The 23,127-nt window shown below is 68.7% G+C and carries 17 protein-coding genes; 11 read left to right on the top strand and 6 right to left on the bottom strand.

Features of this window, described 5'->3' with window-relative positions; translation table 11 throughout:
• Positions 1-2: 2 nt before the first annotated feature.
• On the bottom strand, positions 3-1,343 hold the full coding sequence (locus tag AB0P21_RS19415; protein ID WP_363698335.1) for a hypothetical protein: 1,341 nt from the start codon (positions 1,341-1,343) through the stop codon (positions 3-5).
• 146 nt (positions 1,344-1,489) lie between these two features.
• On the opposite strand from AB0P21_RS19415, the gene AB0P21_RS19420 reads away from it, so the two are divergent.
• From AB0P21_RS19420 to purH, 3 genes are read left to right on the top strand one after another with little or no spacing between them, the layout of a single operon-like run.
• Entirely contained in the window at positions 1,490-2,734 is a 1,245-nt protein-coding gene (locus AB0P21_RS19420) for a DUF6350 family protein (RefSeq protein WP_363698337.1), read from the top strand.
• Between the two features lie 48 nt (positions 2,735-2,782).
• On the top strand, positions 2,783-3,427 hold the full coding sequence (gene purN, locus AB0P21_RS19425; RefSeq protein WP_363698339.1) for a phosphoribosylglycinamide formyltransferase: 645 nt from the start codon (positions 2,783-2,785) through the stop codon (positions 3,425-3,427).
• The gene (purH, locus tag AB0P21_RS19430; RefSeq protein WP_363698341.1) at positions 3,424-4,983 is read left to right on the top strand and encodes a bifunctional phosphoribosylaminoimidazolecarboxamide formyltransferase/IMP cyclohydrolase; all 1,560 of its coding nucleotides are present in this window, start codon (positions 3,424-3,426) and stop codon (positions 4,981-4,983) included. The genes purN and purH overlap by 4 nt, the downstream gene beginning before the upstream one ends.
• A gap of 59 nt (positions 4,984-5,042) precedes the next feature.
• Here the strand turns inward: purH and AB0P21_RS19435 are convergent, their stop codons facing one another.
• Both AB0P21_RS19435 and AB0P21_RS19440 read right to left on the bottom strand, forming a co-directional pair.
• Entirely contained in the window at positions 5,043-5,435 is a 393-nt protein-coding gene (locus tag AB0P21_RS19435) for a peptidase inhibitor family I36 protein (RefSeq protein WP_363698343.1), read from the bottom strand.
• Positions 5,436-5,461: 26 nt separating this feature from the next.
• Positions 5,462-6,340, bottom strand: coding sequence for a hypothetical protein (locus tag AB0P21_RS19440; RefSeq protein ID WP_363698345.1), 879 nt, complete (start codon positions 6,338-6,340; stop codon positions 5,462-5,464).
• 157 nt (positions 6,341-6,497) lie between these two features.
• On the opposite strand from AB0P21_RS19440, the gene AB0P21_RS19445 reads away from it, so the two are divergent.
• The 4 genes from AB0P21_RS19445 (at position 6,498) to AB0P21_RS19460 (ending at position 10,962) form a co-directional block, all read left to right on the top strand.
• Positions 6,498-7,499 (top strand): alcohol dehydrogenase catalytic domain-containing protein, encoded by a 1,002-nt coding sequence (locus tag AB0P21_RS19445; protein WP_363698347.1) that lies wholly within the window; start codon positions 6,498-6,500, stop codon positions 7,497-7,499.
• Positions 7,492-8,478 (top strand): Gfo/Idh/MocA family oxidoreductase, encoded by a 987-nt coding sequence (locus AB0P21_RS19450; RefSeq protein WP_363698349.1) that lies wholly within the window; start codon positions 7,492-7,494, stop codon positions 8,476-8,478. Before AB0P21_RS19445 ends, AB0P21_RS19450 begins: the two co-directional genes overlap by 8 nt.
• Before the next feature lie 47 nt (positions 8,479-8,525).
• Positions 8,526-9,539, top strand: coding sequence for a LacI family DNA-binding transcriptional regulator (locus AB0P21_RS19455; protein ID WP_363698351.1), 1,014 nt, complete (start codon positions 8,526-8,528; stop codon positions 9,537-9,539).
• Positions 9,540-9,684: 145 nt separating this feature from the next.
• Positions 9,685-10,962, top strand: coding sequence for a glycoside hydrolase family 18 protein (locus AB0P21_RS19460; protein WP_363698353.1), 1,278 nt, complete (start codon positions 9,685-9,687; stop codon positions 10,960-10,962).
• A gap of 84 nt (positions 10,963-11,046) precedes the next feature.
• Here AB0P21_RS19460 and AB0P21_RS19465 read toward each other — a convergent pair whose 3' ends face one another.
• The 3 genes from AB0P21_RS19465 to AB0P21_RS19475 form a co-directional block, all read right to left on the bottom strand.
• Positions 11,047-12,033 carry a pirin family protein gene (locus AB0P21_RS19465; protein WP_363698355.1) on the bottom strand — a complete coding sequence of 329 codons (987 nt, stop codon included), beginning with the start codon at positions 12,031-12,033 and terminating at the stop codon, positions 11,047-11,049.
• 205 nt (positions 12,034-12,238) lie between these two features.
• On the bottom strand, positions 12,239-14,416 hold the full coding sequence (locus AB0P21_RS19470; RefSeq protein WP_363698357.1) for an MMPL family transporter: 2,178 nt from the start codon (positions 14,414-14,416) through the stop codon (positions 12,239-12,241).
• Positions 14,416-14,991, bottom strand: coding sequence for a TetR/AcrR family transcriptional regulator (locus tag AB0P21_RS19475; RefSeq protein WP_363698359.1), 576 nt, complete (start codon positions 14,989-14,991; stop codon positions 14,416-14,418). Before AB0P21_RS19475 ends, AB0P21_RS19470 begins: the two co-directional genes overlap by 1 nt.
• 100 nt (positions 14,992-15,091) lie before the next feature.
• On the opposite strand from AB0P21_RS19475, the gene AB0P21_RS19480 reads away from it, so the two are divergent.
• From AB0P21_RS19480 to AB0P21_RS19495, 4 genes are all read left to right on the top strand, one after another.
• Positions 15,092-15,958 carry a bifunctional methylenetetrahydrofolate dehydrogenase/methenyltetrahydrofolate cyclohydrolase gene (locus AB0P21_RS19480; protein WP_363698361.1) on the top strand — a complete coding sequence of 289 codons (867 nt, stop codon included), beginning with the start codon at positions 15,092-15,094 and terminating at the stop codon, positions 15,956-15,958.
• A complete protein-coding gene (locus tag AB0P21_RS19485; protein WP_363698363.1) occupies positions 15,958-16,227 on the top strand; it encodes a DUF3017 domain-containing protein in 270 nt (89 codons plus the stop codon). Before AB0P21_RS19480 ends, AB0P21_RS19485 begins: the two co-directional genes overlap by 1 nt.
• Positions 16,228-16,389: 162 nt before the next feature.
• Positions 16,390-19,578 (top strand): S8 family serine peptidase, encoded by a 3,189-nt coding sequence (locus AB0P21_RS19490; protein WP_363698364.1) that lies wholly within the window; start codon positions 16,390-16,392, stop codon positions 19,576-19,578.
• A gap of 169 nt (positions 19,579-19,747) precedes the next feature.
• Positions 19,748-23,092 (top strand): S8 family serine peptidase, encoded by a 3,345-nt coding sequence (locus AB0P21_RS19495; protein ID WP_363698365.1) that lies wholly within the window; start codon positions 19,748-19,750, stop codon positions 23,090-23,092.
• The last annotated feature ends 35 nt before the right edge of the window (positions 23,093-23,127 follow it).

Below are 23,127 nucleotides of genomic sequence, written 5' to 3' on the forward strand. Positions count from 1 at the left end.
GGTTACTTGAAGGAGGCGGATCGCTCGGCGGCGCGGGTGAGCACCTCGTTGAAGCCGGCGTTGGTGATGTCCAGGTCCTCCAGCACCGGGTACAGCGCGTAGACGGCGCGCGAGCCGGCCAGCGCGATCCCGATCCGGTAGGTGAAGATCTTGCCGCCGCCGGTGTCGTAGGAGACCCGCCAGCTCTCGCCCTTGATGCTGCTGCCCAGGGTGATCTCGCCGGTCGGCTTCACGGTGGCGTTGGAGATCGTCTTCTTGCAGTTGTCCACGGCCTTGCGCAGGTCGGCGACATAGGTCGCCGCCGCGGCCGGACCGGCGAAACCGGCCACCAGGGTGTCCAGCCCGAACTCGGCCGGCACCTTGGCCTCCGGTACGACGTACGTCTGCGCCTTGGAGGTCTTCGCCTTGGCCTTCTTCAGGTCGATCTTGTCGCAGCCGGTGCCCTTGGGGATGGTGCTGGTGGTGCTCACCCAGGGCTTGTCGATACTCGGCAGCACCGGCAGGTCGATCGGCGCCATGAACCCGGCCGGCTCGGTGGTCGGCAGCAGCCCGGCGGTGGCGGTCGGCGTACCGGTGGTGCACTTGGTCTCGGCGCAGATCCGCTGCAGGCCGGCTCCGGCGGTCGCGATCAGGGTCTCCGGCTTGGGGGCCGCCTTGCCGACGGTGTCGTACTCCACCACCATCGTCGTCTGGCCCGCGGTGCTCACGCTGATCGTGCGGTACTTGTTGGTCTTGTCGCCGGGCTGGCCGAAGACGGCCACCACGCCCTTGCTGCCGAGCCCGTCGGTCGTGTAGCTGGAGATCAGCCGGATCTGCGGGGTGTTGCAGGCGCTCAGCCAGCCGGTGATCGTGCTGTACGCCTTGCCGGCCGCCGCCTCGTCGTTGGAGACCTCGACGTACTGGACGGCGGTGTCCTTGGTCGACGGGTTGCGGAAGCTGCGGATCCAGGTCCGGATCCCGGCCGGGTCGGCGAAGCGCTGCGACTGGCAGACGAAGGACTTGTCCGGGGCGCTGCTGCCGTTGTCGGTGCTCGCGACGGCCCAGGCTCCGCCCGTCGGGGAGAGCTGCTTGACCGCCGTACCGTCGATCAGCACCTTGGCGTCACTGAGCAGGCCGGAGTCGCTGCCGCCGGACTTGTCGTCCTGGTTGCCGGACTTGGCGCCGTCACCGGCGGAGTCGTCGCCGCCGAAGGCGTTCACGGCCGCGATGCCGCCGCCACCGACCAGCAGCAGCACGGCCGCACCGGCGCCGATGAACTGGTTCCGCCGACGGGTCTGCTGACGGCGTGCCTCACGTGCGGCAGCGCGGCCGCCGCCCCGCGAGACGCGGTGGGAACCGGTCACTAGTTCTTGACCTCCAAGACTGATTCCACCCGACGGTACCTGGTGGCTCATCATCTCTGTACACAGAGAGCAAGCAGGGCCGAAGTCTTCCATATCCGGCGTGTCAGAACGACTCGCGTCCAGGCTGAGAGTGACGATGGTGGGAGATGACCGACATGTTGAGCCGTCCGGGCGCCCGTGACGGCGGAGCTCACCAGGCGTCCGGGCCCGCCCTGCCCGATGCCACCGCACCGACCAAGCCAGTGATCGTCTCGGCGGTGATAGGAGCAGGTGCCTGCCTGCTGACCGGTCTACTGGCCTGCGCGGCCGTCGCCGTGATCGGCTGGCTGGCCGCTGCCTTCGGCGGCGCGTCCGGTGCGATTCGGGCCGGTGCCACCGTCTGGCTGGTCGCTCACAAGGCCACCGCCACCCTCGGAGACGCCAGGATCAGCATTGCGCCCCTCGGCCTGACCCTGTTCCTCGCCTGGTGCCTGTACCGCGGTGGCCGGTTCACTGCTCGCGTCAGCGGCGCAGACGAGACAAAAGACCTCGCAATCGCCTCCGGCGTGCTCGCTGTCACCTACGGCCTGGGGGCGCTCATCGTGGCGCTACTGGCCTCGGACGGCTCACTGAAGGTCTCCCCGGCGACAGCGTTCTTCGGTGCTGCCACCCTGGCGCTCATTGCGGGCACGGCCGGCATCCTGGTCGAGTCCGGAGCCGCGGCTGATATTGCCGACGCGACCCCGCAGGGCCTGCGAGACGTGGTCCCTGCCGCCGCTGCGGCGATCCTGACCATCGTCTCTCTCGCCAGCATCCTGTACGCCGTACTGCTGGCCGTGCACTTCTCCCGCGTCACCTCGATGCTGGAGCTGCTGGACGCCGGCGTGGTCGGCTCTGTGGTCCTGTTCGCCATCTGCCTGATGCTGCTCCCCAACCTGATCCTGTACGCGGTGGCGTTCCTCGCAGGCCCCGGCTTCCAGCTCGGAGTCGGTACGACGATCGCCCCGACCGGGGTGGACGTCGGCAATCTGCCTGCGCTGCCGCTGCTGGCCGCAGTACCGGCTGATGGGGCTACACCGACGTACCTGCTCGTCCTGACCGCTCTGGTGCCGCTGGGGGCCGGTGTGGTCGCCGGGCTCGTGGTGGCGAAGCGGGGGCTGGTTGCGGAGGATTCGGACGTGCTCGGCTGGGATGCCTTCGCTCTCCGGGGTGGGATAGCGGCACTGCTGGCCGGGATCGGGCTGCTGGTCCTGATGGTGATTTCGGGCGGTGCTGCCGGGCCGGGCCGGATGGCCGAGGTCGGCGTACCGGCTGCGCTGCCGGCGGCCGGCGTACTGGTCGCCGGGATGGCGATCGGAGCGGCGATCACCGCTGCCGTGATCGCGGCCAGGCGTCCGCAACCGACCGTCTGATCTCCTCGCGGTTCTGACCGGATGCGGGTCCGGGCGGGGGTGGACGATATGGTTTGCCGAGTGACAGACCCGGTTGCACCCACGCCCGAGCCCGCGCGCGTCGTCGTGCTCATCTCGGGTTCCGGCTCGAACCTGCAGGCTCTGCTCGACGCGTGCGCCGATCCCGCGTACGGCGCCCAGGTGGTGGCCGTCGGCGCGGACCGGGACGGGATCGCCGGGCTGGACCGGGCCACGGCGGCCGGGGTGCCGACGTTCGTGCACAAGGTCAAGGAGTACGCCGAGCGGGCCGACTGGGATCGCGCGCTGACGGCCTCCGTCGCGCAGTACCGGCCTGATCTGGTCGTCTCGGCCGGGTTCCTCAAGCTGGTCGGTGACGACTTCCTGGCCGCCTTCGGCGATCGCTACATCAACACCCACAACGCGCTGCTGCCGGCCTTCCCCGGCATCCACGGACCGCGCGACGCCCTGGAGTACGGCGTCAAGGTGGCCGGCGCGACCCTGTTCTTCGTCGACGGTGGCGTCGACACCGGGCCGATCATCGGCCAGGTCGTCGTCCCGGTTCTCGATGACGACACCGAAGAAACCCTGACCGAGCGGATCAAGCACGACGAACGCCGCCAGCTGGTGGAGTGGGTCGGCAAGCTGGTCCGCAACGGCTGGACCATCACCGGACGAAAGGTTCGACTGAAGTGAGCACCGACCGCAGGCCGATCCGCCGGGCGCTGATCAGCGTCTACGACAAGACCGGTCTGGAGGAGCTGGCGCAGGCGCTGTCCGAAGCCGGTGTGCAGATCGTGTCGACCGGTTCCACCGCCGGCCGGATCGCGGCGGCCGGCGTGCCGGTCACCAAGGTCGAGGAGCTGACCGGCTTCCCCGAGTGCCTGGACGGGCGGGTCAAGACGCTGCACCCGAAGGTGCACGCCGGCCTGCTGGCCGACGTCCGCAAGCCCGACCATGTCGAGCAGCTGGCCGAGATGCGGGTCGAGCCGTTCGACCTGCTGGTCAGCAACCTTTACCCGTTCAGCGAGACGGTCGCGTCCGGCGCCTCGGTCGACGAGTGCGTCGAGCAGATCGACATCGGTGGTCCGTCGATGGTCCGCGGCGCCGCCAAGAACCACGCGAACGTCGCCGTGGTGACCTCGCCGGAGCAGTACGCCGACGTCTACACCGTGCTCGACGAGGGCGGCTTCTCGCTGGAGGAGCGCAAGAAGCTCGCCGCGGCGGCCTTCGTGCACACCGCGGAGTACGACGTGGCGGTGGCTTCCTGGATGGGCAACGTGCTGACCGACACCAGCGGGGGCCAGGGCTTCCCGGCCTGGGTCGCCGCGACCTGGGACAAGAAGGCCGTCCTGCGCTACGGCGAGAACCCGCACCAGCTGGCCGCGCTCTACGGCAACGGCCGCACCGGGCTGGCCTCGGCCGAGCAGCTGCACGGCAAGGAGATGTCCTACAACAACTACGTCGACGCCGACGCGGCCCGGCGGACGGCGTACGACTTCGCCGAGCCCGCCGTCGCGATCATCAAGCACGCGAACCCGTGTGGCATCGCAGTCGGCAGCGACATCGCCGAGGCGCACCGGCGCGCGCACGAGTGCGACCCGGTCTCGGCGTACGGCGGCGTGATCGCCACCAACCGGCCGGTCTCGGTCGAGCTGGCCAAGCAGGTCGCGGAGATCTTCACCGAGGTGCTGGTCGCCCCGGCGTACGAGGACGGCGCGGTCGAGATCCTGCAGGCCAAGAAGAACATCCGGGTGCTCGTCTGCGGGCCGGAGGAATCCAGCCAGCCGGTCGAGATCCGCGCGATCAGCGGTGGCCTGCTGATGCAGGCGAAGGACGTCTTCCAGGCCGAGGGCGACGACCCGTCCAAGTGGACGCTGGCCGCCGGCGAGGCTGCCTCTCCCGAGGTGCTGGCTGACCTGGCTTTCGCTTGGAAGGCCTGCCGTGCGGTCAAGTCCAACGCGATCCTGCTCGCCGCTGACGGTGCCTCGGTCGGCGTCGGCATGGGCCAGGTCAACCGCGTCGACTCCTGCCGCCTGGCCGTCTCCCGTGCGGGCGAGCGAGCTGCCGGTTCGGTCGCTGCCTCTGACGCGTTCTTCCCGTTCCCGGACGGGCTCGAGGTTCTCCTGGAGGCCGGAGTGAAGGCCGTCGTCCAGCCGGGTGGCTCCATCCGCGACGACCAGGCCATCGAGGCCGCCACCAAGGCCGGCGTGACGATGTACTTCACCGGCACGCGGCACTTCTTCCACTAGTACTTCGGCAAAGCCCCCGCCTCCCGATCGTCGGAGGCGGGGGCTTTGTCATCGCTCGGCTACGAACAACCGGAACGCCAGCGGTGCGAGTCGTAGACGTTGTCGGACATGTCCCAGTCCCGCCAGTCACCCTGCGGCAGGCAGAACGACAGCGAGCGGTAGTTGGCGTCGAAGAACAGCTCGACGTCGTCGTAGGTGCCGGGACTGCCGTTGTTGTAGATCGTCTCGGCGTCGTCGTGCATGCCGTCGTCGCCCCACCAGCTGTCGTCGAACTCCCACTTGGCCATCCGGCCGGTGGCGGCGTCGTCGGACCAGGCGCAGAAGTAGCCGCGGGGGCAGGCGCCGATGTCGGGGTCCGCGGTGGTCGCCGCGGTCGCGGAGATGGTGGTGGTGATGCCGGCCAGCAGGACGATGGCCAGGAACGCGCTGAATCGCGGGGCGAGTGATCGCAAGGCGGTCTCTTTCGTCGAGGTGTTGCTCAGGAAGGCCCGAGGGCTGCTCGGGCTCTCGGTAGTGCGGCTCGTTCCAGGCGCTCCAGCTCCTGGAACTCCCGCCGGTTCTCGGCGGTGGTCCAGGTGAGGTGTTCCGCGTGCAGTTCGCGGGCGGTGCGGGCCACTGAGGTTGTGGTCGCGCACTCGGCTTCGGTCACGGCGCCGGCGATCTCGGCGGCCCGGATCGCCTGCCGGGGTTGGCCTTTGGTGCGCTGCTTGACGACCTCCATCAACCGGCCGGGGCTGTCGGCCGGGTAGCCCCGGCCACGGACGCAGGCGACCCATTCCTTCATCGCCGCGGCGTAGCGCTGGTCGTTGTTGACCTTCGCGTAGACGATGTAGGCCAGCCCGTCCGAGGTGCGACGGGCGCGGAACCAGCCCGCCAGGTCGCCGTACAGGGTGCGCCGCGCGGTGGCCAGGCAGCCTTTGTCGCTGGTGGAGATCCGGCTGCCGTCGCCGAGCTCGAACGAGATCTGTTTCCCGTCGCCGATCAGGGTGCGTTCCCATCGCCGGGCTTCCATCGCGGGAAGACGCTGGGCCTGCTGGGCATTCGGATTCGTACTGCGGGGCGCGGGGTTGGGGTCGTCGTAGCCGTGCACCTTGGCCCAGGCGACGTCGTCGATGAGGTAGGCGAAGCGCCGCTCGGTCCGCTCAGGTGGGACCGGGCGTTCGTCGTACTGGAAGCCGGCGGTGGTCATGCACTGCTTGATCAACCGCTGCTCGGCCCGGTGCAGGAGGGCCTGGTCCTCGGCGGTGACCGGTTTCGGCGCTGCGGTGGCGCCTCTGGTCAGGGTCACGACACCGACGCCGGTCGCGATGACCAGCACCAGTGCGACGGCGAGGCGGACGGGACGCAAGGTCGGCATAGCTGTGGACCTTAGACATCGCCGGTGACTCGGAGCGGTCACTTAGACACCGCTCGAAGTGAACCTTATTGGGCGATGCCGGATTGCCGGGGATTTGCCACGTGGCAAATCCTTCTCTACAGTCGAATCACGAATTCTTCTCCTGGTTGGAGGGCTCATGGTGCTCAGTGCCGCGATGCTGGTCGGTGACGGTCAGGTGGCTCATCGAGAGGTCGAGCCGCCGGAGCCAGGGCCTGGTCAACTGCTGCTGCGGGCTCGGGCCAACGCGATCTGTGGCAGTGATCGCGGGGCGTTCCTCGCGGGGGCGAGCGTGGTGCAGGGGCACGAGACGGCGGGCGAGGTGATCGCCGTGGGTTCGGGGACCACGACCGCTGTCGGCACCCGCGGTGTGGTGTATCTGATGGTGTACTGCGGGGAGTGCCGCAGTTGTCAGCTCGGCGCGACGAACGTGTGCCTCGACAAGCGCGGTGACATGGGGTTCAACCAGGCGGGTGGGCTCGGGCCGTTCGAGCTGGTCGAGGAGCGAGTCTTCTTCCCGATCGACGAGAGCATCCCGTTCGTCGAGGCGACCGCGTTGCTCGACGTGATGGGGACGAGTTCGCATGCGCTGGATCGTGCTCTGCGGCTGCGCCCCGATATTGAGGACCTGTACGTCGCCGGCGCGGGGCCGGTCGGGCTCGGTGTGCTGCTGATGGCCAGGCTGCGCTTCGGGGACGACTTCCCGGTCTACATCAGCGACCTGTCCGAGTGGCGGCTGGCGTATGCGGCGAGCCTCGGTGGTTTGCCGGTGACCGTGGACGAGGTGCCCAAACTTCCGCTGGTCGACGCCGCGGTGGATGCGAGTGGGCGCGCCGATGCCCGGCAGGGCGCAGTACGGCGACTGGGGCGGCGCGGGGTGCTGGTCTGCGTCGGGCATGGGCAAGGTCTCGAGCTCGATGTATCACGGGATTTGGTGTCCAACGAGGCCGCGGTGATCGGGAGCGAGTACTTTCCGTTCGACGATCTGGCGGCGAATCACCTGCTGCTGAAGGAGAATCTCGGTTTGGTGAGTCAGGTGATCTCACACCGCTTCGACCTGGCGGACACCGAGGAGGCGTTCCGGACGTTCTTCTCCGGCGAGAGCGGCAAGGTCCTCATCACGCAGGCCGACGATGAGTGAGCGCGTTCGGGTCGCGGTAGTTGGCGCGGGTGGCTGGGGACGGCAGCATGCTCGGGCGTTCTCGCAGCATTCGAAGGCCGAGTTGGTAGGTGTCTGGTCTCGCGACCTGGGCCGGGCCGAGGCGCGAGCCACCGACTGGCACACCAAGGGTTTCGACGACCTGGACCGGATGCTCGACGAAACCACGCCTGACCTGGTCTCCGTCTGCCTCCCGAACACCGAGCACTTCCTGCTGACCCGGCAACTGATCGCCCGCGGAATCCCTTTGCTGGTAGAGAAACCACTGGTCTTCGATCTCGCCGAGGGTGAGACGCTGATCCGCGAGGCAGCCGAGCGAGACCTGTTCTTCGCCATCAACTTCAACCACCGGTACGCCGTGCCGGTGCTGCGGGCCCGCGATGATCTCGCGGCCGGACGACTGGGCGAGCTGGAGTTCCTGACCTGGCGGTTCGGCGGCGAGGGCGGCAGCGATCACCATCCGCACGCCAACCTGATCGAGACCCAATGCCACGGCATCGACCTGCTCGAACACCTCGGCGGCCCGATCGAGTCCGTCACCGCGGACATGACCGATGCCCAAGGCAACCATCCGACGGTGGTCGCCACCCTCCGCTTCGCCGGCGGCGCGGTCGGGTCGCTGCTGGGCAGCTACAACTCGTCGTACGCCTACCCCGGCACTCACCTGCTCGAGGTCAACGGCCACCGCGGCCGCCTGCTGATCGAAGACACCGTCAAGCGCTACACCTTCTCGACAGCCGGCGAACCGACCCGCGAGGTCTGGGAGGCGAGCTACTTCGACGACCGCTCCCGCTCCTTCGAGCAAACCTTCGACACCCACCTGGATGCGCTCCTGCCTGCCCTGCAATCAGGTGCTCCGCCACCAGTCCCAGCCCGAGCGGGCCTCCGGGCCCTCACGGTCGCCACCGCGATAATCCAAGCCCATCAGACAGGTCGCCGCACGCAAGTCCCCTCCGGCTGAGGGAGACTGTGCGAGACGGTCCGTCGGGCGTGGAGGGAGTGGCATCGGTGCCGGTGCGGCAGAGTGACGTGGCTCGGCTGGCCGGCGTGTCTCCGCGCACGGTGTCGAACGTGGTGAGCGGGTACACGCACGTCTCGGCAGAGGTGCGGGAGAAGGTTCAGGCGGCGATCGACGAGCTCGGGTACCGGCGCAGTGATGCCGCGCGTGGCTTGCGTCTCGGGCGCACCGGGGTGATCGCGCTGGCCGTTCCGAGCCTTCGTGAGCGGTACTTCGCGGATCTGGCCGAGGCGGTGGTCCAGCGGGCCGAGGAGCATGACCTGACGGTGATGGTCGAGGTGACCGGCGGCGACCGCGAGCGTGAGCGGCTGGTTCTCGGTGGTGGCCGGAGCAGCTTGACCGACGGCGCTCTGATGAGTGCGGTCGGGCTGACCAGAACAGATGCGAAGTACGCCGCGGGGGCGTCCTATCCGCTGGTGCTGATCGGCGACCGGCAACTCCCCGGCCCCTTCGACCAGGTCTCGATCCCGAACGAGGAGGGCGCCGCCGCCGCTGTCCACCATCTCGTGAAGCAGGGCTGCCGCCGGATCGCCTTGCTAGGTACGCCCGAGGCCAACCGCTCCGGCGAGCTTCGCCTGCGGGGGTACCTAACCGCCCTCGACGAGGCAGGCATCGCTGTCGGTCCGCCGCGGATTCTGCGGGCTGACTGGACTCGCAGGGAGGGGCAGCGGGTGGTCGCCGAGATGCTGCGTGGCGACCTGGAGGCCGGCATCGAATGGCCGGACGCGCTGTTCGCGATGAATGACTCGCTGGCTCTGGGCGCGCTGGCGGCGTTGGCCGAGCTCGGAGTACGGGTGCCGACCGAAATGGCGGTGGTCGGCTTCGACGATGTCGAGGAGGCGAGGTTCAGCAACCCGCCGCTGACCAGCGTCTCGCCCTCGGTCGAGGAGATCGCGCGGCTGTCCGTGGAGCTGCTGGTCAGCCGACTCGAGGACCCTGCTCGCAGGGGCCGCCGGCTGGCCAGCCGGTACGAACTGAGGCAGCGGGCGTCGTCGATCGGCTGACTTGCTCCATTCGATGGGGAAAGAAAGCGCTCTCTTACCGACCGGTGACGGAGGAAAATGCTTTCGTTAGAGACGTTGCCTAAATAACTTGGCGGCACCTATGGTGACCCCATCTGTCCCTGAAATCCGCCCGTTGGGGAGAAGCATGTCGGTGAAACGTCGGAGTCTCGCGCTGCTGGTCGCAGCTACGGTGGTGGTCCCGTTGGGCCTGACCGCTGTGCCCGCCGAGGCTCACAGTCAGAAGCGTGTTGTCGGTTACTACACCCAGTGGAGCGGTTACGACCGCAACTTCCTGGTCAGTGACCTGGTGAAGAACGGTACGGCCGCCAAGCTCACTCACCTGAACTACGCGTTCGGTTTCCTGGATGCGCAGGGCAAGTGCATCAGCAGCGACCCGTGGGCCGACTACCAGCGGCCGTTCACCGCTGAGCAGAGTGTCAACGGCAAGGCCGATGTCGCCGGGCAGCCGTTGTCGGGGAACCTGAACCAGCTCAAGCAGCTGAAGCAGAAGTTCCCGAAGCTGCGGATCAGCATCTCGCTCGGCGGCTGGACCGGGTCGAAGTACTTCTCCGACGCGGCACTGCCGGCCAACCGGGCGGCGAGCGTGAAGTCCTGCCTGGACATGTGGATCAAGGGCAACCTGCCGGGCGCCCCGGCCGGTGCGGCGAAGGGTGTCTTCGACGGCATCGACCTGGACTGGGAGTGGCCGGCCAGCGAAGGCAACCCGGGCAATGTCATCCGTCCCGAGGACCGGGAGAACTTCACCGGCTTCGTGCACGAGTACCGCAAGCAGCTGGATCGCTCGTCCTGGCCGTTCAGCGGGCGCTACAACCTGACCGCGTTCCTGCCGGCCGACCCGGTCCAGATCGATCGCGGGTTCGAGGTGAAGAAGGTCTTCAAGGACCTGACCTTCGCCACCACTCAAGGGTACGACTACCACGGCGCGTGGGACCCGGTGACGAACCAGCAGTCCGCGATCGACGGCCCGAAGGGTGACCCGGCCGAGGCCGAGTTCAGCTCGCAGGTGACGATCGACCACTACCTGAAGCGGGGCGCGGGGAAGAACAAACTGGTGATGGGCGTCCCGTTCTACAGCCGCGGCTGGACCGGCGTGACGAACCAGAACAACGGTCTCTTCCAGCCGGCCACCGGCCCGGCGCCGGCGACGTACGAGGCCGGCTACGAGGACTACCGGATCCTGAAGACCAAGGCGAACACCTTCACCGTGCACCGCGACGCCAAGGCCGGGCATGCCTGGCTGTTCGACGGCACCACCTTCTGGACCTGGGACGACCCGATCGAGATGAAGCGCAAGGCGCAGTACATCTCGAAGCGCAACCTCGGCGGCGCGATGATCTGGTCCCTCGACGGCGACACCTCGAACGGTGAGCTGATCACCGCTCTGCACCGCAACCTGCGATAACCACGGCAGTACCGACGAACAGCCCGGCCCGGCGCACTCAGCGCCGGGCCGGGCTGTCTGTTGCCAGGCTCTAGTTGCCAGGTTTTAGTTGGACTCGCGCAGGTCGGTGCCGAGACCGTGCACGGCCGGGATGGTGCCCAGCTTGCCGGCCTGGAAGTCCTCGAACGCCTGGACGACCTCTTCGCGGGTGTTCATCACGAACGGGCCGGCCATCGCGATCGGCTCGCGGATCGGGCGGCCGCCGAGGACCAGGACGTCGAGGTTCGGCTCGGCCGACGGCTGCGACAGTGCGGCCGACGTACGGATCGTGTCGCCGGGGCCGAACAGCGCGAGCTGACCCTTGCGGATCGGCCGGCGGTCGGCGCCGACCGTGCCCTGGCCGGCCAGCACGTAGACGAGCGCGTTGTAGTCGGGCTGCCACGGCAGTACCAGCTCGGCGCCGGGGCTGACCGTCGCGTGCACGAGCGCGATCGGGGTGTTCGTCGAGCCGGGGCCTTCGTGGCCGTCGACCGAACCGGCGATCACCCGGATCAGCGCGCCGCCGTCAGCGGTCGACAGCAGCGCCGAGTCGCCACCGCGGATGTCCTGGTACTTCGGTGCCGCCCACTTCTGTGCCTTGGGCAGGTTCACCCAGAGCTGTACGCCGTGGAAGAGTCCGCCGCTCAGCACCAGGTGCTCCGGCGGGGTCTCGATGTGCAGTAGACCGCTGCCGGCCGTCATCCACTGGGTGTCGCCGTTGGAAATGATGCCGCCGCCACCCTGGGAGTCCTGGTGCTCCATGATCCCGTCGAGCATGTAGGTGACGGTCTCGAAGCCGCGGTGCGGGTGCCACGGGGTGCCCTTGGGCTCGCCCGGCGCGTACTCGACCTCGCCCATCTGGTCCATGTGGATGAACGGGTCGAGGTCCTTCATGTCGACGCCCGCGAAAGCACGGCGTACCGGGAAGCCTTCGCCCTCGTAGCCGGTCGGGGCGGTGGTCACCGACCGGACAGCCCGCTCCTTGGCGACGGCCGGGTCGGGCTGGTGGACGCGCGGCAGGACGGTGATGTCGCTGACGGTGACGGCGGGCATGTTCGGCTCCTTGGTCGAGGTAGTTCAAGAATAAACTATCCAGCAGAACCACGGCAAGTGCTGGGAAATTCCGGCCGGAAAGCACACCGCGCTCGCGCCCCTGCGGGGGCGCGAGCGCGGTGGAAAGCGAAGGCGGGAGGGGAGGCGCAAGGCCGAGCGCCGAGCGCCGAGCCGCGGCGGGCTCGGCCGACCTTGCCTCTCTTGGTCAGTCGACGGTGACCAGTTCCTTGTCGTCGTTCTGCTTCGGCTGGCCGACTCGCAGCGAGTCGCCTTCGATGTCGACCTTCGGGGTGATCCGGTCGAGCCACTTCGGGAAGGCCCAGGCGCGGTCGCCGAGCAGCGACAGCACTGCCGGGACGATCGCCATCCGGACCACGAAGGCGTCGATCAGGACGCCGATGGTCAGCCCGAAGCCGATCGTCTTGATGATCGGGTCGTGCACCAGGATGAAGCCGGCGAACACCGCGGCCATGATCAGCGCGGCCGCCGTCACCACCCGGGCGCCGTGGCCGACGCCCTGGATGGTCGCCTCGGTGGCGGCCTTGCCGTGCACGAACTCCTCCCGGACCCGGGACACGATGAACACCTCGTAGTCCATCGCCAGCCCGAACAGGATGCCCATCATGATGATCGGCAGAAAGCTGACCAGCGGCCCGGGAGCGTCGACCCCGAACAGGGACGCGCCCCAGCCCTTCTGGAAGACCGCGACAGTGATGCCGAAGGTCGCGCCGATCGTCAGCAGGAAGCCGAGGGTCGCCTTCAGTGGCACCAGGATCGACCGGAACGCCAGCAGCAACAGCAGGAACGACAGCCCGATCACAATCAGCAAATAGATCGGCAGGGCTGCGGTCAGCTTGTTCGACACGTCCACGCCGATGGCGGTGTTGCCGGTGACCGAGACGGTCGCGCCGCCGGTCTCCAGTGGATGGATCGCGGTCCGCAGGTTCTTGACCAGGTCGGCGGTCTCCTGCGAGGCCGGCCCACTCTTCGGGATTACGCTGACCAGCCGGGTCGAGCCGTCCTTGCTGGCCGGACCAGGCTGTACTGCGATGACGTCCGCAAGCGCCTTGGCCTTGCCGGTGACCTGCTCGACCAGTGTGTTGGAGGTCGCCGGGTTGTCGCTCTTCACGACGACCACCAGCGGACCGTTCGAGCCGGGACCGAAAGCAGCCGCGGACAAGTCGTAGGCGACGCGCTGGTTGGTACCAGCAGCCGCCGTCGCGCCGTCGGGCAACGCGAGCCGCATGTCCTGCACCGGCAGCGCCAGTACGCCGAGCCCAATGATGCCGACGGCAACGATCGGGATGCGGAAGCGAGTCACGAACCGGGCCCACCGGAAGCCGAAGCCCTCAACTGCCGGAGCAGCCGCCGTCTTGCGGATCTTGCGCGGCAGCACGCGCCGGCCGATGAAGCCGAGCAGCGCCGGCAACAGAGTCAAAGCAACCAGTACTGCGGTCAGCACCGTCGCCGCCGCGGCGAGACCCATCGCGGTCAGGAACGGCACGCCGACCACACTCAACCCGGCCAGCGCGATCACCACTGTCGCCCCAGCGAACATCACCGCCGAGCCGGCCGTCGCGGTAGCGCGAGCCACCGACTCCTCTTCGTCCATCCCGGCGGCCAGTTGGGTGCGGTGCCGCGAGCTGATGAACAACGCGTAGTCGATCCCGACCGCGAGGCCGAGCATCAGCGCCAGGATCGGCGCGGTCGACGAGACCTCGGTGAACGAGGTGACGATGAACAGTCCGGCCATCCCGGCCAGGACGCCGAGCAGTGCGGTGAGCAGCGTCATCCCGGCTGCGACCAGGGAGCCGAAGGTGATGACCAGGACCAGGGCCGCGACCGCGACGCCGATCGCCTCGGTCGAGCCGATCTCGGGGGCTCCACCCACCACCTGACCACCCGGCACGACCTGCAGGTCGCCGCTGCTGAGTGACTTCAGGCCGTCGTACGCCTCGGTGCTGTCCTTCGAGAGCTCGTCAGCGGCCTTGTCGAACTGGACACTGATCAGGCCGGTGGTGCCGTCCGGGCTGATCGCCTTGCTGGTGAAGGGATCGATCGCGGCGACCACCTCGGGCACCTCGGCGACCTTGGCCACTGCCACGCCGATCGCGGCCTTCACCTCCGGGTCGGTCAGCTTCTTGCCGTCCGGCGCCTTCAGCACCACCGAGGCCGAAGCGCCGCTGGCGGACGGCAGGTCCTTGGCCAGCGCGTCCAGGGCTCGCTGCGACTCGGTCCCTGGGATCGAGAAGGTGCTCGAGGTCGACCCGCCGAGCGTCAGCGCGCCGACGCCGAGCGCGATCAGGACGAAGGCCCAGATCGCCGCGACGAGCCGGCGCCGCTGGTAGGAGAACCGGCCGAGCCGGTACAGGAGATTGGCCATCAGAGAGCGTCCGTTTCGGTGGTGACGGGTGGCTGGAGCAGTCTTCTCAGGGCGGTGTTGCACAGATCCTGCAGTTCGGAGTCGCTGCGCTCCTCGGAGTGCCGGCACTCGCCCAGCAGGCCGTTGATGGCGAACTTCGCGACATCCAGCTCGAGCCGGTTGCCGGTACCCCCGGCCAGCAGCTCGGTCAGCCGGATGCCCTCGGCGATCAGGCCGTCGAACTCGGGCATCTCGCCCATCGTCATCAGCATGTCCTGCAGCACGTTGATCACGCCGCGGTACTTGACCGCCAGCTCGACGAACCGGGTGATCGCCAGCTGCTGCGCCTCGCCGGCGGGCAGCGCCGAGGCCTCGGCGACCAGTTCGGTCAGCGCTACCTGGGACGGGCCGAGCACGGCCGCCAGGACGGCGGTCTTGCCGTTGAAGTGGTAGAGCACGGTCGCCTTGGAGCAGCCGGCGGCGGTGGCGATGTCCTGCAGCGAGGTGGCGTTGTAGCCCTTGCTCCCGAACAGCTCCATCGCCTGCTGCAGGATCTCGCGCCGGGTGCGCTCGCGAACAGGGGTGGTGGAGGCCATGCGTTCATCCTGCCTGACCGTTCGGCCAGTTTTCCACCGATCGGTCAGGATTGTGCTCCAGTTCACGCCCGCCGCGCCGGGCCTGGCAGACTCCGGTGTCGTGACGGCACAGATTCTGGACGGGAAAGCGACCGCGGCGGCGATCAAGGGCGAGCTGGCGGTCCGGGTGGCCAAACTGGCCGAGCAGGGCGTCGTGCCCGGGCTCGGCACGATCCTGGTCGGCGAGGACCCGGGCAGCCGGGCCTACGTGGCCGGCAAGCACCGCGACTGCGCGGCGGTCGGGATCTCCTCGATCCAGGTCGAGCTGCCGGACACCGCGACCCAGGACGAGATCGCGGCCAAGGTCCTCGAGCTGAACGAGAACCCGGAGTGCACCGGGTTCATCGTCCAGCTCCCGCTGCCCAAGCACGTCGACACCAACGAGATCCTCGGCCTGATCGACCCGGTCAAGGACGCCGACGGGCTGCACCCGATGAGCCTCGGCAAGCTGGTGCTCGGCCAGGACGGCCCACTGCCCTGTACTCCGAAGGGCTGCGTCGAGATCCTCCGCCGGTACGACGTACCGATTGCCGGCGCGCACGTGGTCGTCGTCGGCCGCGGCGTCACCGCGGGTCGCCCGATGGGCCTGCTGTTCACCCGGCGCTCCGAGAACGCCACCGTCACCCAGTGCCACACCGGCACCAAGGACCTGGCCGCCGTCGTGAAGACCGGTGACATCGTGATCGCCGCCGCCGGGTCGGCCGGCCTGATCACCGCCGACATGGTCAAGCCCGGCGCGGTCCTGCTGGACGTCGGCACCAGCCGCAACGCCGAGGGCAAGATCGTCGGCGACGTCGAGGACGCCGCCCGCGAGGTGGCCAGCTGGATCGCGCCGATGCCCGGTGGGATCGGCCCGATGACCCGCGCGATGCTGCTCACCAATGTCGTCGAGGCGGCCGAGGCTGCCCTGTCGGTCGCAGTCGACTGATGGCCGGCGAGGCCGAGCGGCGCAGCGAGTGGCCGCTGGCGCTGTCCGGACTGGTGGCGGTCGCGGGGCTGATCACCCTCACCTTCTACGACTGGCGCAACGGCATCCTGATCTTCGCCGGCGGAGTGCTGCTCGCGGCCTTGCTGCGGGTCATGCTCAGCGACAACGCCGCCGGTCTGCTGCGGGTCCGCGGCCGGATGTTCGACATCGTGCTGCTGGTCGGCGTCGGCTCGGCCATCGCGCTACTGGGCCTGATCATCCCCAACTAGCGATTCGAGCACCCTTGAAAGGGGTTGCGATCGCTCTCCGTCCGGGTTCGCATATTCGTTATGCGACGGACTGGTGACGTAGCGCGAAGACTCGGTCGACTCGGCTTGGCGGTACTGCTGGTGACAGCAGTGCCCGGAGTTCCGGCGGGAGCGGCTCACGCCGTGGAACCACCAGCCGTGACCTTGCCGGGCGAGGGAATCGAGGGCACCGTCACGCTGATCACCGGGGACCGGGTGACAGTGCACGGCGGCAAGGTCGGGATCGCCCCGGGTAAGGGCCGCCGGGGCCTCCAGATCAGCGTCACCCGCCATCGCGACGAGCTGCTGGTGATCCCCGCCGATGTCCGGAGCGGACTCGCCGCAGGCCGGTTCGACCGCCGGCTGTTCGACGTCGCGGGTCTGATCAAGGCCGGGTACGGCGACGACAGGACCCAGGCCACCCCGCTCCTGGTCACCGGCCGGACCGCCCGTACTCCGTTGCCTAAAGCAACTTCCATCAAAGCGCTGCCGGCCATTCGCGGGACCGCGCTGAAGGTCGGCAAGAGCGACGGCGCCGCCTTCCTGGCAGCGCTCGGCCCGGCGAAGCTCTGGCTGGACGGCCAACGCCACCTGACCCTGGACGAGTCCGTCCCGCAGATCGGCGCCCCGGCCGCGTGGCAGGCCGGCTACACCGGCAAGGGGGTGAAGGTCGCGGTCCTCGACACCGGGATCGACGCGACGCATCCGGATCTGGCGGATCGGGTCGGGGCGGCGAAGAACTTCACCGAGGAAGTGGCCGACGACTTGGTCGGGCACGGCACGCATGTGGCCTCGACCGTTGCCGGTACCGCGAAGGCGTCGGCCGGCCGGTACAAGGGGGTCGCGCCGGACGCGACGCTGCTGGACGGCAAGGTCTGCGAGCGGCGCGGCTGCAGCGAATCCGCGATGCTGGCCGGGATGGAGTGGGCCGCCACCGAGCAGCGCGCGCAGATCGTGAACATGAGCATCGGTGGCGAAAACACACCGGAGATCGATCCGATCGAGGAAGCGGTGAACCGGCTGACCGCCGAGACCGGCACCCTGTTCGTGATCGGGGCCGGCAACAGCGGACCGGGTGCGGGCTCGATCGACTCGCCCGGCAGCGCCGAGGCGGCGCTCACCGTCGGCGCGGTCGACAAGCAGGACCGGATCGCCGAGTTCTCCAGCCGCGGACCGAGCCGCGACGGCGGTGCGCTCAAGCCCGACGTGACCGCCCCCGGCGTGAGCATCGTCGCCGCGAAGGCCAAGAACACCAGCATCGGCGAGACGGTCGGTACGCAGTACGTCCGCCTCGACGGTACGTCGATGGCCACGCCGCACGTGGCCGGCGCGGCGGCCCTGCTGGCCCAGCAGCACACCGACTGGAAGGCCGGCCGGCTCAAGGCGGCGTTGATGGCTTCGGCCAAGCCGATCGACCAGCAGACCTCCTTCGACCAAGGCGCCGGCCGTGTCGACCTGAGCCGGGCGATCCATCAGGACGTGACGACGGAACCGGCCGGTGTCTCGTTCGGGACCGCTGCTTGGCCGCACAACGACGACCAGCCGGTGGTGAAGCAGCTGACCTACCGCAACCAGGGCACCCAACCGCTGACCCTGCAGCTCAGTACCAGCTTCGTCAACGCGGTGGGTGATCCTGCACCGGCCGGATCGCTCAGCCTCAGCGCGACCACGGTCACCGTTCCTGGCAACGGATCCGCGACCGTCACGCTCACCTCGAACACCAACCACGACGGCCCGGACGGCGGGTACTCCGGTCGCGTCACCGCCACCGCGGGGGAGACGAAGGTGGTCACCCCGATCGGTGCCGACAAAGAGGTCGAGACGTACACGCTGACGCTGAACTACACCGGCCCGGACGGCAAGCCCGCCACCCAGGCCTCCGGGTACCTGCTCGGTCTGGACAACTTGTTCGGCGGGGCCATCTACATCGAAGCCGGCACCGTGAAGTACCGGTTACCGCGGGGCCGCTATGCCGCGGAGGCGGCGATCGATGTCGAAGGCAGCGAAGGCAGCGAGGACAGCTATCAGTTGGTCCGGCCGGACATCATGCTGGACCGCGACCTCACCGTGGACTTCGACGCGCGGCGGGCCAAGCTGGTCTCCGCGACGATTGACCGGCCCGACGCCGATCTGTCCAGCACGGTCCTCGGCTACTATCTCGGCACCGACCAGAGCTTCGTCACCAACACGAGCTACGTCCGCGGCCGTCTCTTCACCGCTCAGCTCGGCGGGACAGCCGCCAGTACCCGACTGGAGACGCACCTGGTCTTCCAGTGGGGTGAGGCCGGGCCGGACGGGGAGTTCTATGACTCGCCGTACACCTACTCGACGCTGAACGAACGCCATCACGGCTTCTTCACCGGCTTCCACCGGGCCGTCCGCGAACGTGACCTGGTCAAGGTGGTCTCGACCTACCGCCGGCAGGCCAGGGACAGTGACCTGGAGCGCTGGGTGTACCACTACGGTGGGACCAGGAACCTGTCCGGAATGCTGCTGGGCATGGGCTTTCCGTTGCGACAACGGAACACCGTCGTCAACTTCGTCGACCCCGGCCCGGTCCGCTGGGCCGACTGGGTCGAGGAGTATCCCGCCAGCGGGACCGGTCAGCCGGTCACCACCCAGATCGGCCAGGACGTCGTCCGGACGCGGGGCCGGACTGCTGACGAGACCTGGAACGGTGCTCCATTCGCCCCGGCTTTCGGCCTTTACGACGGCGCCTTGCTCGCAACGCGAGGCTTCGTGGTCTCGGTCAGCGGCTACGGCGACTCCTCCCCTGGCAGAGCTGGACTCTCGGCGACCGACACCGCCTCGACTGTTGCCTATCGCAACGGTGTGAAGTTCGCGGAGTCCGGGGAGTTCGGGTACGTCGAGGCGGGTCCGCAGCCGGCCGGCCGGGCGACGTACCAGCTGGTCAGCAAGGCGACCCGGCCGTCGATCTCGGACTTCTCCACCGAGACCGAGAACGTGTGGACCTTCCCGGCCACGGTGGGGGACGAGGTGCAGCAGTTGCCGCTGCGGACCGTACGGTTCCGGCCGACGCTCGACCTCGCCAACTCGACGGCCCGCCGGCCGGTGCTGGTGATCCCGTTCCAGCTCGAGACGCAGGCCGGGGTGTCGCTGCCGGCCGCCAAGAAGGTCGAGTTGCAGGTGTCCGGTGACGACGGCAGGACCTGGCAACGGGCGGTCGTCGTACCGGCCGGGAAGAACAGTTATAGGGCGATCGTCAGGACACCCGCTGGAGCGAAGTACGTCGGGTTGAGGTCGAAGGTGACCGACAAGGACGGCAGCACCGCAGACCTGACCGTACTGCGCGCCTTCGGCTTACGCGGCTGATCGGCGCAGGTCAAGCAGCCGGCCGTCATTTGCAAGTAACTGCAAATGACGGCCGGCGAGCAACGTCTCCCGACCGTTGCACGTCTCACCGTGTGTGTCGTCTCGGATCCGCACCGTGAGGCGTTCCTGGCGACACCTGCTGAGGACAACCGATTGGGAGGGACTCATCGTGCCATCAGGAGACAGAACCAGATCGAGGCGACTCGGGCTCACCGCCGTCGCTTCACTGGCCGTGCTGAGCCTGGGCGTCACCGCCGTAGGCCAGGCACAGGCAGGCGAGCCGGAACCAGCCGGCACTGTGAAGAGCAAGGCGGCGGCGAAGACCGCGGTCGCGACCAACAAGGTGGTCACCCTCATCACGGGTGATCGGGTGACGTTGCTGGGCGGCGATCCGGCCAAGGCGTCGGTCGAGCCCGGCCCGGGCCGCAGGGGCGTGAAGTTCCGCACCCACCGGGTGAAGGACCAACTGCTGGTCATTCCGTCCGACGTCAGCGCGGCGGTGACGGCAGGCCGGCTGGACCGGCGGCTGTTCGACGTCAACGCGCTGATCAAGGCCGGGTACGACGACAAGTCGAGCAAGGTCATCCCGCTGGTGGTCACCTACCAGGGCAAGGCGAACCGGTCCGCTCCCGCCAACGCGACCGTCAGCCGGAACCTGCCGGTGATCAACGGCGCCGCGCTCAAGGTGGAGAAGAAGAACGCCGCCGCCTTCCTGGCCGGCGCCCAGTCGGCGCGATCGGCCAACGGGATCGCCAAGATCTGGCTGGACGGCAAGCGGCACATCTCGCTCGACCAGTCCGTGCCGCAGATCGGCGCCCCACAGGCCTGGGCGGCCGGCTACACCGGCAAGGGAGTCTCGGTCGCGGTGCTCGACACCGGTATCGACGCCACCCACCCGGACCTGGCTCCGCAGGTCGCGGGCGCGAAGAACTTCACCGGGGAGGCCGACGGCGACAAGGTCGGTCACGGCACCCACGTCGCCTCGACGATCGCCGGTACCGCGGCCGCCTCCGCGGGCAAGTACAAGGGCGTTGCGCCGGACGCGAGGCTCTACGACGGCAAGGTCTGCGAGCTGAGCGGCTGCCCCGACTCGGCGATCCTGGCCGGGATGGAGTGGGCCGCGACCGAGGTCAAGGCCAAGGTCGTCAACATCAGCCTCGGCGGTACCGACACTCCGGAGCTGGACCCGATCGAGGAGGCAGTCAACCGGCTGACCGCTCAGACCGGCACCCTGTTCGTCGTCGCGGCCGGCAACAGCGGCTCGGGCGCCGGCACGATCGAGTCGCCGGGCAGCGCGGACGCCGCGCTGACGGTCGGCGCGGTGGACAAGCAGGACCAGCTGGCCGACTTCTCCAGCCGTGGCCCGCGGATCGGTGACGGCGCGCTCAAGCCCGACGTGACCGCGCCCGGCGTCGACATCGTCGCCGCGAAGTCGAAGGACGCGGTGATCGGCGATCCGGTCGGCGACAAGTACCTGACCCTGTCCGGTACGTCGATGGCCACGCCGCACACCGTCGGCGCGGTCGCGATCCTGGCCCAGCAGCACCCGACCTGGAAGGCGAGCGAGCTGAAGGGCGCGCTGATGGCGTCGGCCAAGGTCGCTGCCGGCCAGAGCGTGTTCGACCAGGGGGCCGGCCGGATCGACGTCGCGAAGGCGATCAAGCAGTCCGTCGTCACCGATCCGGGCGGCGTCTCGTTCGGTACCGCGCAGTGGCCGCACACCGACGACACCCCGGTGACCAAGACGATCACCTATCGCAACCTCGGCGACCAGGCCGTCACCCTCGCACTGACCGCCTCGCTCACCGACGCGACCGGTGCCCCGGCGCCGGCCGGCGCGCTCAAGCTCAGCGCGACCTCGGTGACCGTCCCGGCCGGTGGCACGGCGACCGTCCAGGCGACCTCGAACACCAAGCACAACGGGCCGGACGGCATCTACTCCGGCCGGATCACCGCGACCGCTGGCGGCACCTCCGTCGTCTCCCCGCTCGGGGTGGACAAGGAGGTCGAGAGCTACACGCTGACCGTCAACCAGATCGGTCCCGACGGCAAGCCGTCGGCCGACGGCGGCGCCCTGCTCTTCGGGATCGACCAGTACCTGTTCAACTTCTACTCCGACCCGAGCGGCACGGTGAAGATCCGGCTGCCCAAGGGCGACTACCTGGTGCAGGGCGACCAGTACGTCGAGCGGCCGGGAACCGAGACCGGCGACCTGTACTACGTCGTCCAGCCGCTGCTGCAGCTGACGAGTGACAAGACGGTCGCCATCGACGCCCGGACCACCAAGCCGGTCACCACCACGGTGCCGAACAAGGACGCCGACGTGTTCCTGGCCGACGTCGGCTACGACCGGGAGTCCGAGAACGGTGGCCTCAGCGCGTCCATCCTGAGCTTCGGCTTCGAGGGCGTGCACACCGCGAACCTGGGCGGACCCGCGCCGGCCGGCCAGCTGACGGCCCACGTGGTCTCCGACTGGGGCAAGCTGACGCCGGAGGGTGGCTACTCCAACACGCCGTACCTGTACGGGCTGGTGAACACGCAGCCGAACGTCTTCTACACCGGCTTCCAGCGCGCGGTCCGGGCCAAGGACCTGGCCACGGTGACGCAGACGATCAACGCGACCAGTGACCGGCAGGCCCAGCGCGTCCTGATCCCGTCCGCCCCGGGCATGGGCGGCGCCTGGACGCCGGTCGTGAGCTACGACCTGCCGGCCAGGTCGACCTTGTACCTCGACGCGGCACCGGTCGGCTGGGAGGCACAGGTGGCCGAGGTGATGCCGAGCCCCGATCCCGATGACCCGTTCCCCATCGTCGTGACGGAGCTTGAGGGAGTGAACACGAAGTACCGGGCCGGCAAGTCGTACCAGGAGCGGTACAACGCGGCCACCTTCGCACCGACGCCGTACTACGCAGGTCGTACGGAGAACGCGCTCCTGCTCGGCATCTACTCCACCACGGATGCCGACGGCCACAGCGGGGCGACCATGGCCGACACCCAGAACAGCAAGCTGTACCGCAACGGCCAGTTGATCGGGGACTCCCCGTTCTTCGGTGACGGCGGGGCCGAGGACCTGCCGCCCGGCAAGGCGTCGTACAAGTTCGTCACGTCGCTGGACCGGTCGTCGATGTTCAAGCTGTCACGCAAGATCGACCTGACCTTCACCTTCAGCTCGGACACGACGGCCGACGAGCAGTTGCTGCCGCTGCGCACGGTCGGCTTCAAGCCGGCTGTCGACAACCGCAACTCGGCCAGGCGATCGGCCGTGACGGTGCTGCCGCTGACCCTGTCGGCCCAGCCCGGCGCGGTCCTGCCGGCTCTCAAGAAGCTGGACCTGGAGGTGTCCGGTGACGAGGGCAAGACCTGGAAGGCCGCCACCGTCGTACGGGTCGGCTCGGGCTACAAGGCGATCTTCGCGACGCCGAAGGGCAGCACGGTCTCGCTGAAGGCCCACCTGGTCGACGCCGCCGGCAACACGACGGACCAGACCGTCATCGGGGCGTACCAGTTCCGCTGATCTAGCAGTAGGCCAGCAGGTTCCGGGATCGGCAC

Origin of the sequence: Kribbella sp. NPDC056861 (assembly GCF_040687575.1) — a bacterium.
Taxonomy (GTDB): domain Bacteria; phylum Actinomycetota; class Actinomycetes; order Propionibacteriales; family Kribbellaceae; genus Kribbella.

Excerpts from the sequence above, each read along its gene's own strand:
- AB0P21_RS19420 (WP_363698337.1), top strand. The coding sequence starts at position 1,490 with ATGACCGACATGTTGAGCCGTCCGGGCGCCCGTGACGGCGGAGCTCAC.
- purN (WP_363698339.1), top strand. The coding sequence starts at position 2,783 with ATGGTTTGCCGAGTGACAGACCCGGTTGCACCCACGCCCGAGCCCGCG.
- AB0P21_RS19440 (WP_363698345.1), bottom strand. The coding sequence starts at position 6,340 with ATGCCGACCTTGCGTCCCGTCCGCCTCGCCGTCGCACTGGTGCTGGTC.
- AB0P21_RS19445 (WP_363698347.1), top strand. The coding sequence starts at position 6,498 with ATGGTGCTCAGTGCCGCGATGCTGGTCGGTGACGGTCAGGTGGCTCAT.
- AB0P21_RS19450 (WP_363698349.1), top strand. The coding sequence starts at position 7,492 with ATGAGTGAGCGCGTTCGGGTCGCGGTAGTTGGCGCGGGTGGCTGGGGA.
- AB0P21_RS19460 (WP_363698353.1), top strand. The coding sequence starts at position 9,685 with ATGTCGGTGAAACGTCGGAGTCTCGCGCTGCTGGTCGCAGCTACGGTG.
- AB0P21_RS19465 (WP_363698355.1), bottom strand. The coding sequence starts at position 12,033 with ATGCCCGCCGTCACCGTCAGCGACATCACCGTCCTGCCGCGCGTCCAC.
- AB0P21_RS19470 (WP_363698357.1), bottom strand. The coding sequence starts at position 14,416 with ATGGCCAATCTCCTGTACCGGCTCGGCCGGTTCTCCTACCAGCGGCGC.
- AB0P21_RS19475 (WP_363698359.1), bottom strand. The coding sequence starts at position 14,991 with ATGGCCTCCACCACCCCTGTTCGCGAGCGCACCCGGCGCGAGATCCTG.
- AB0P21_RS19485 (WP_363698363.1), top strand. The coding sequence starts at position 15,958 with ATGGCCGGCGAGGCCGAGCGGCGCAGCGAGTGGCCGCTGGCGCTGTCC.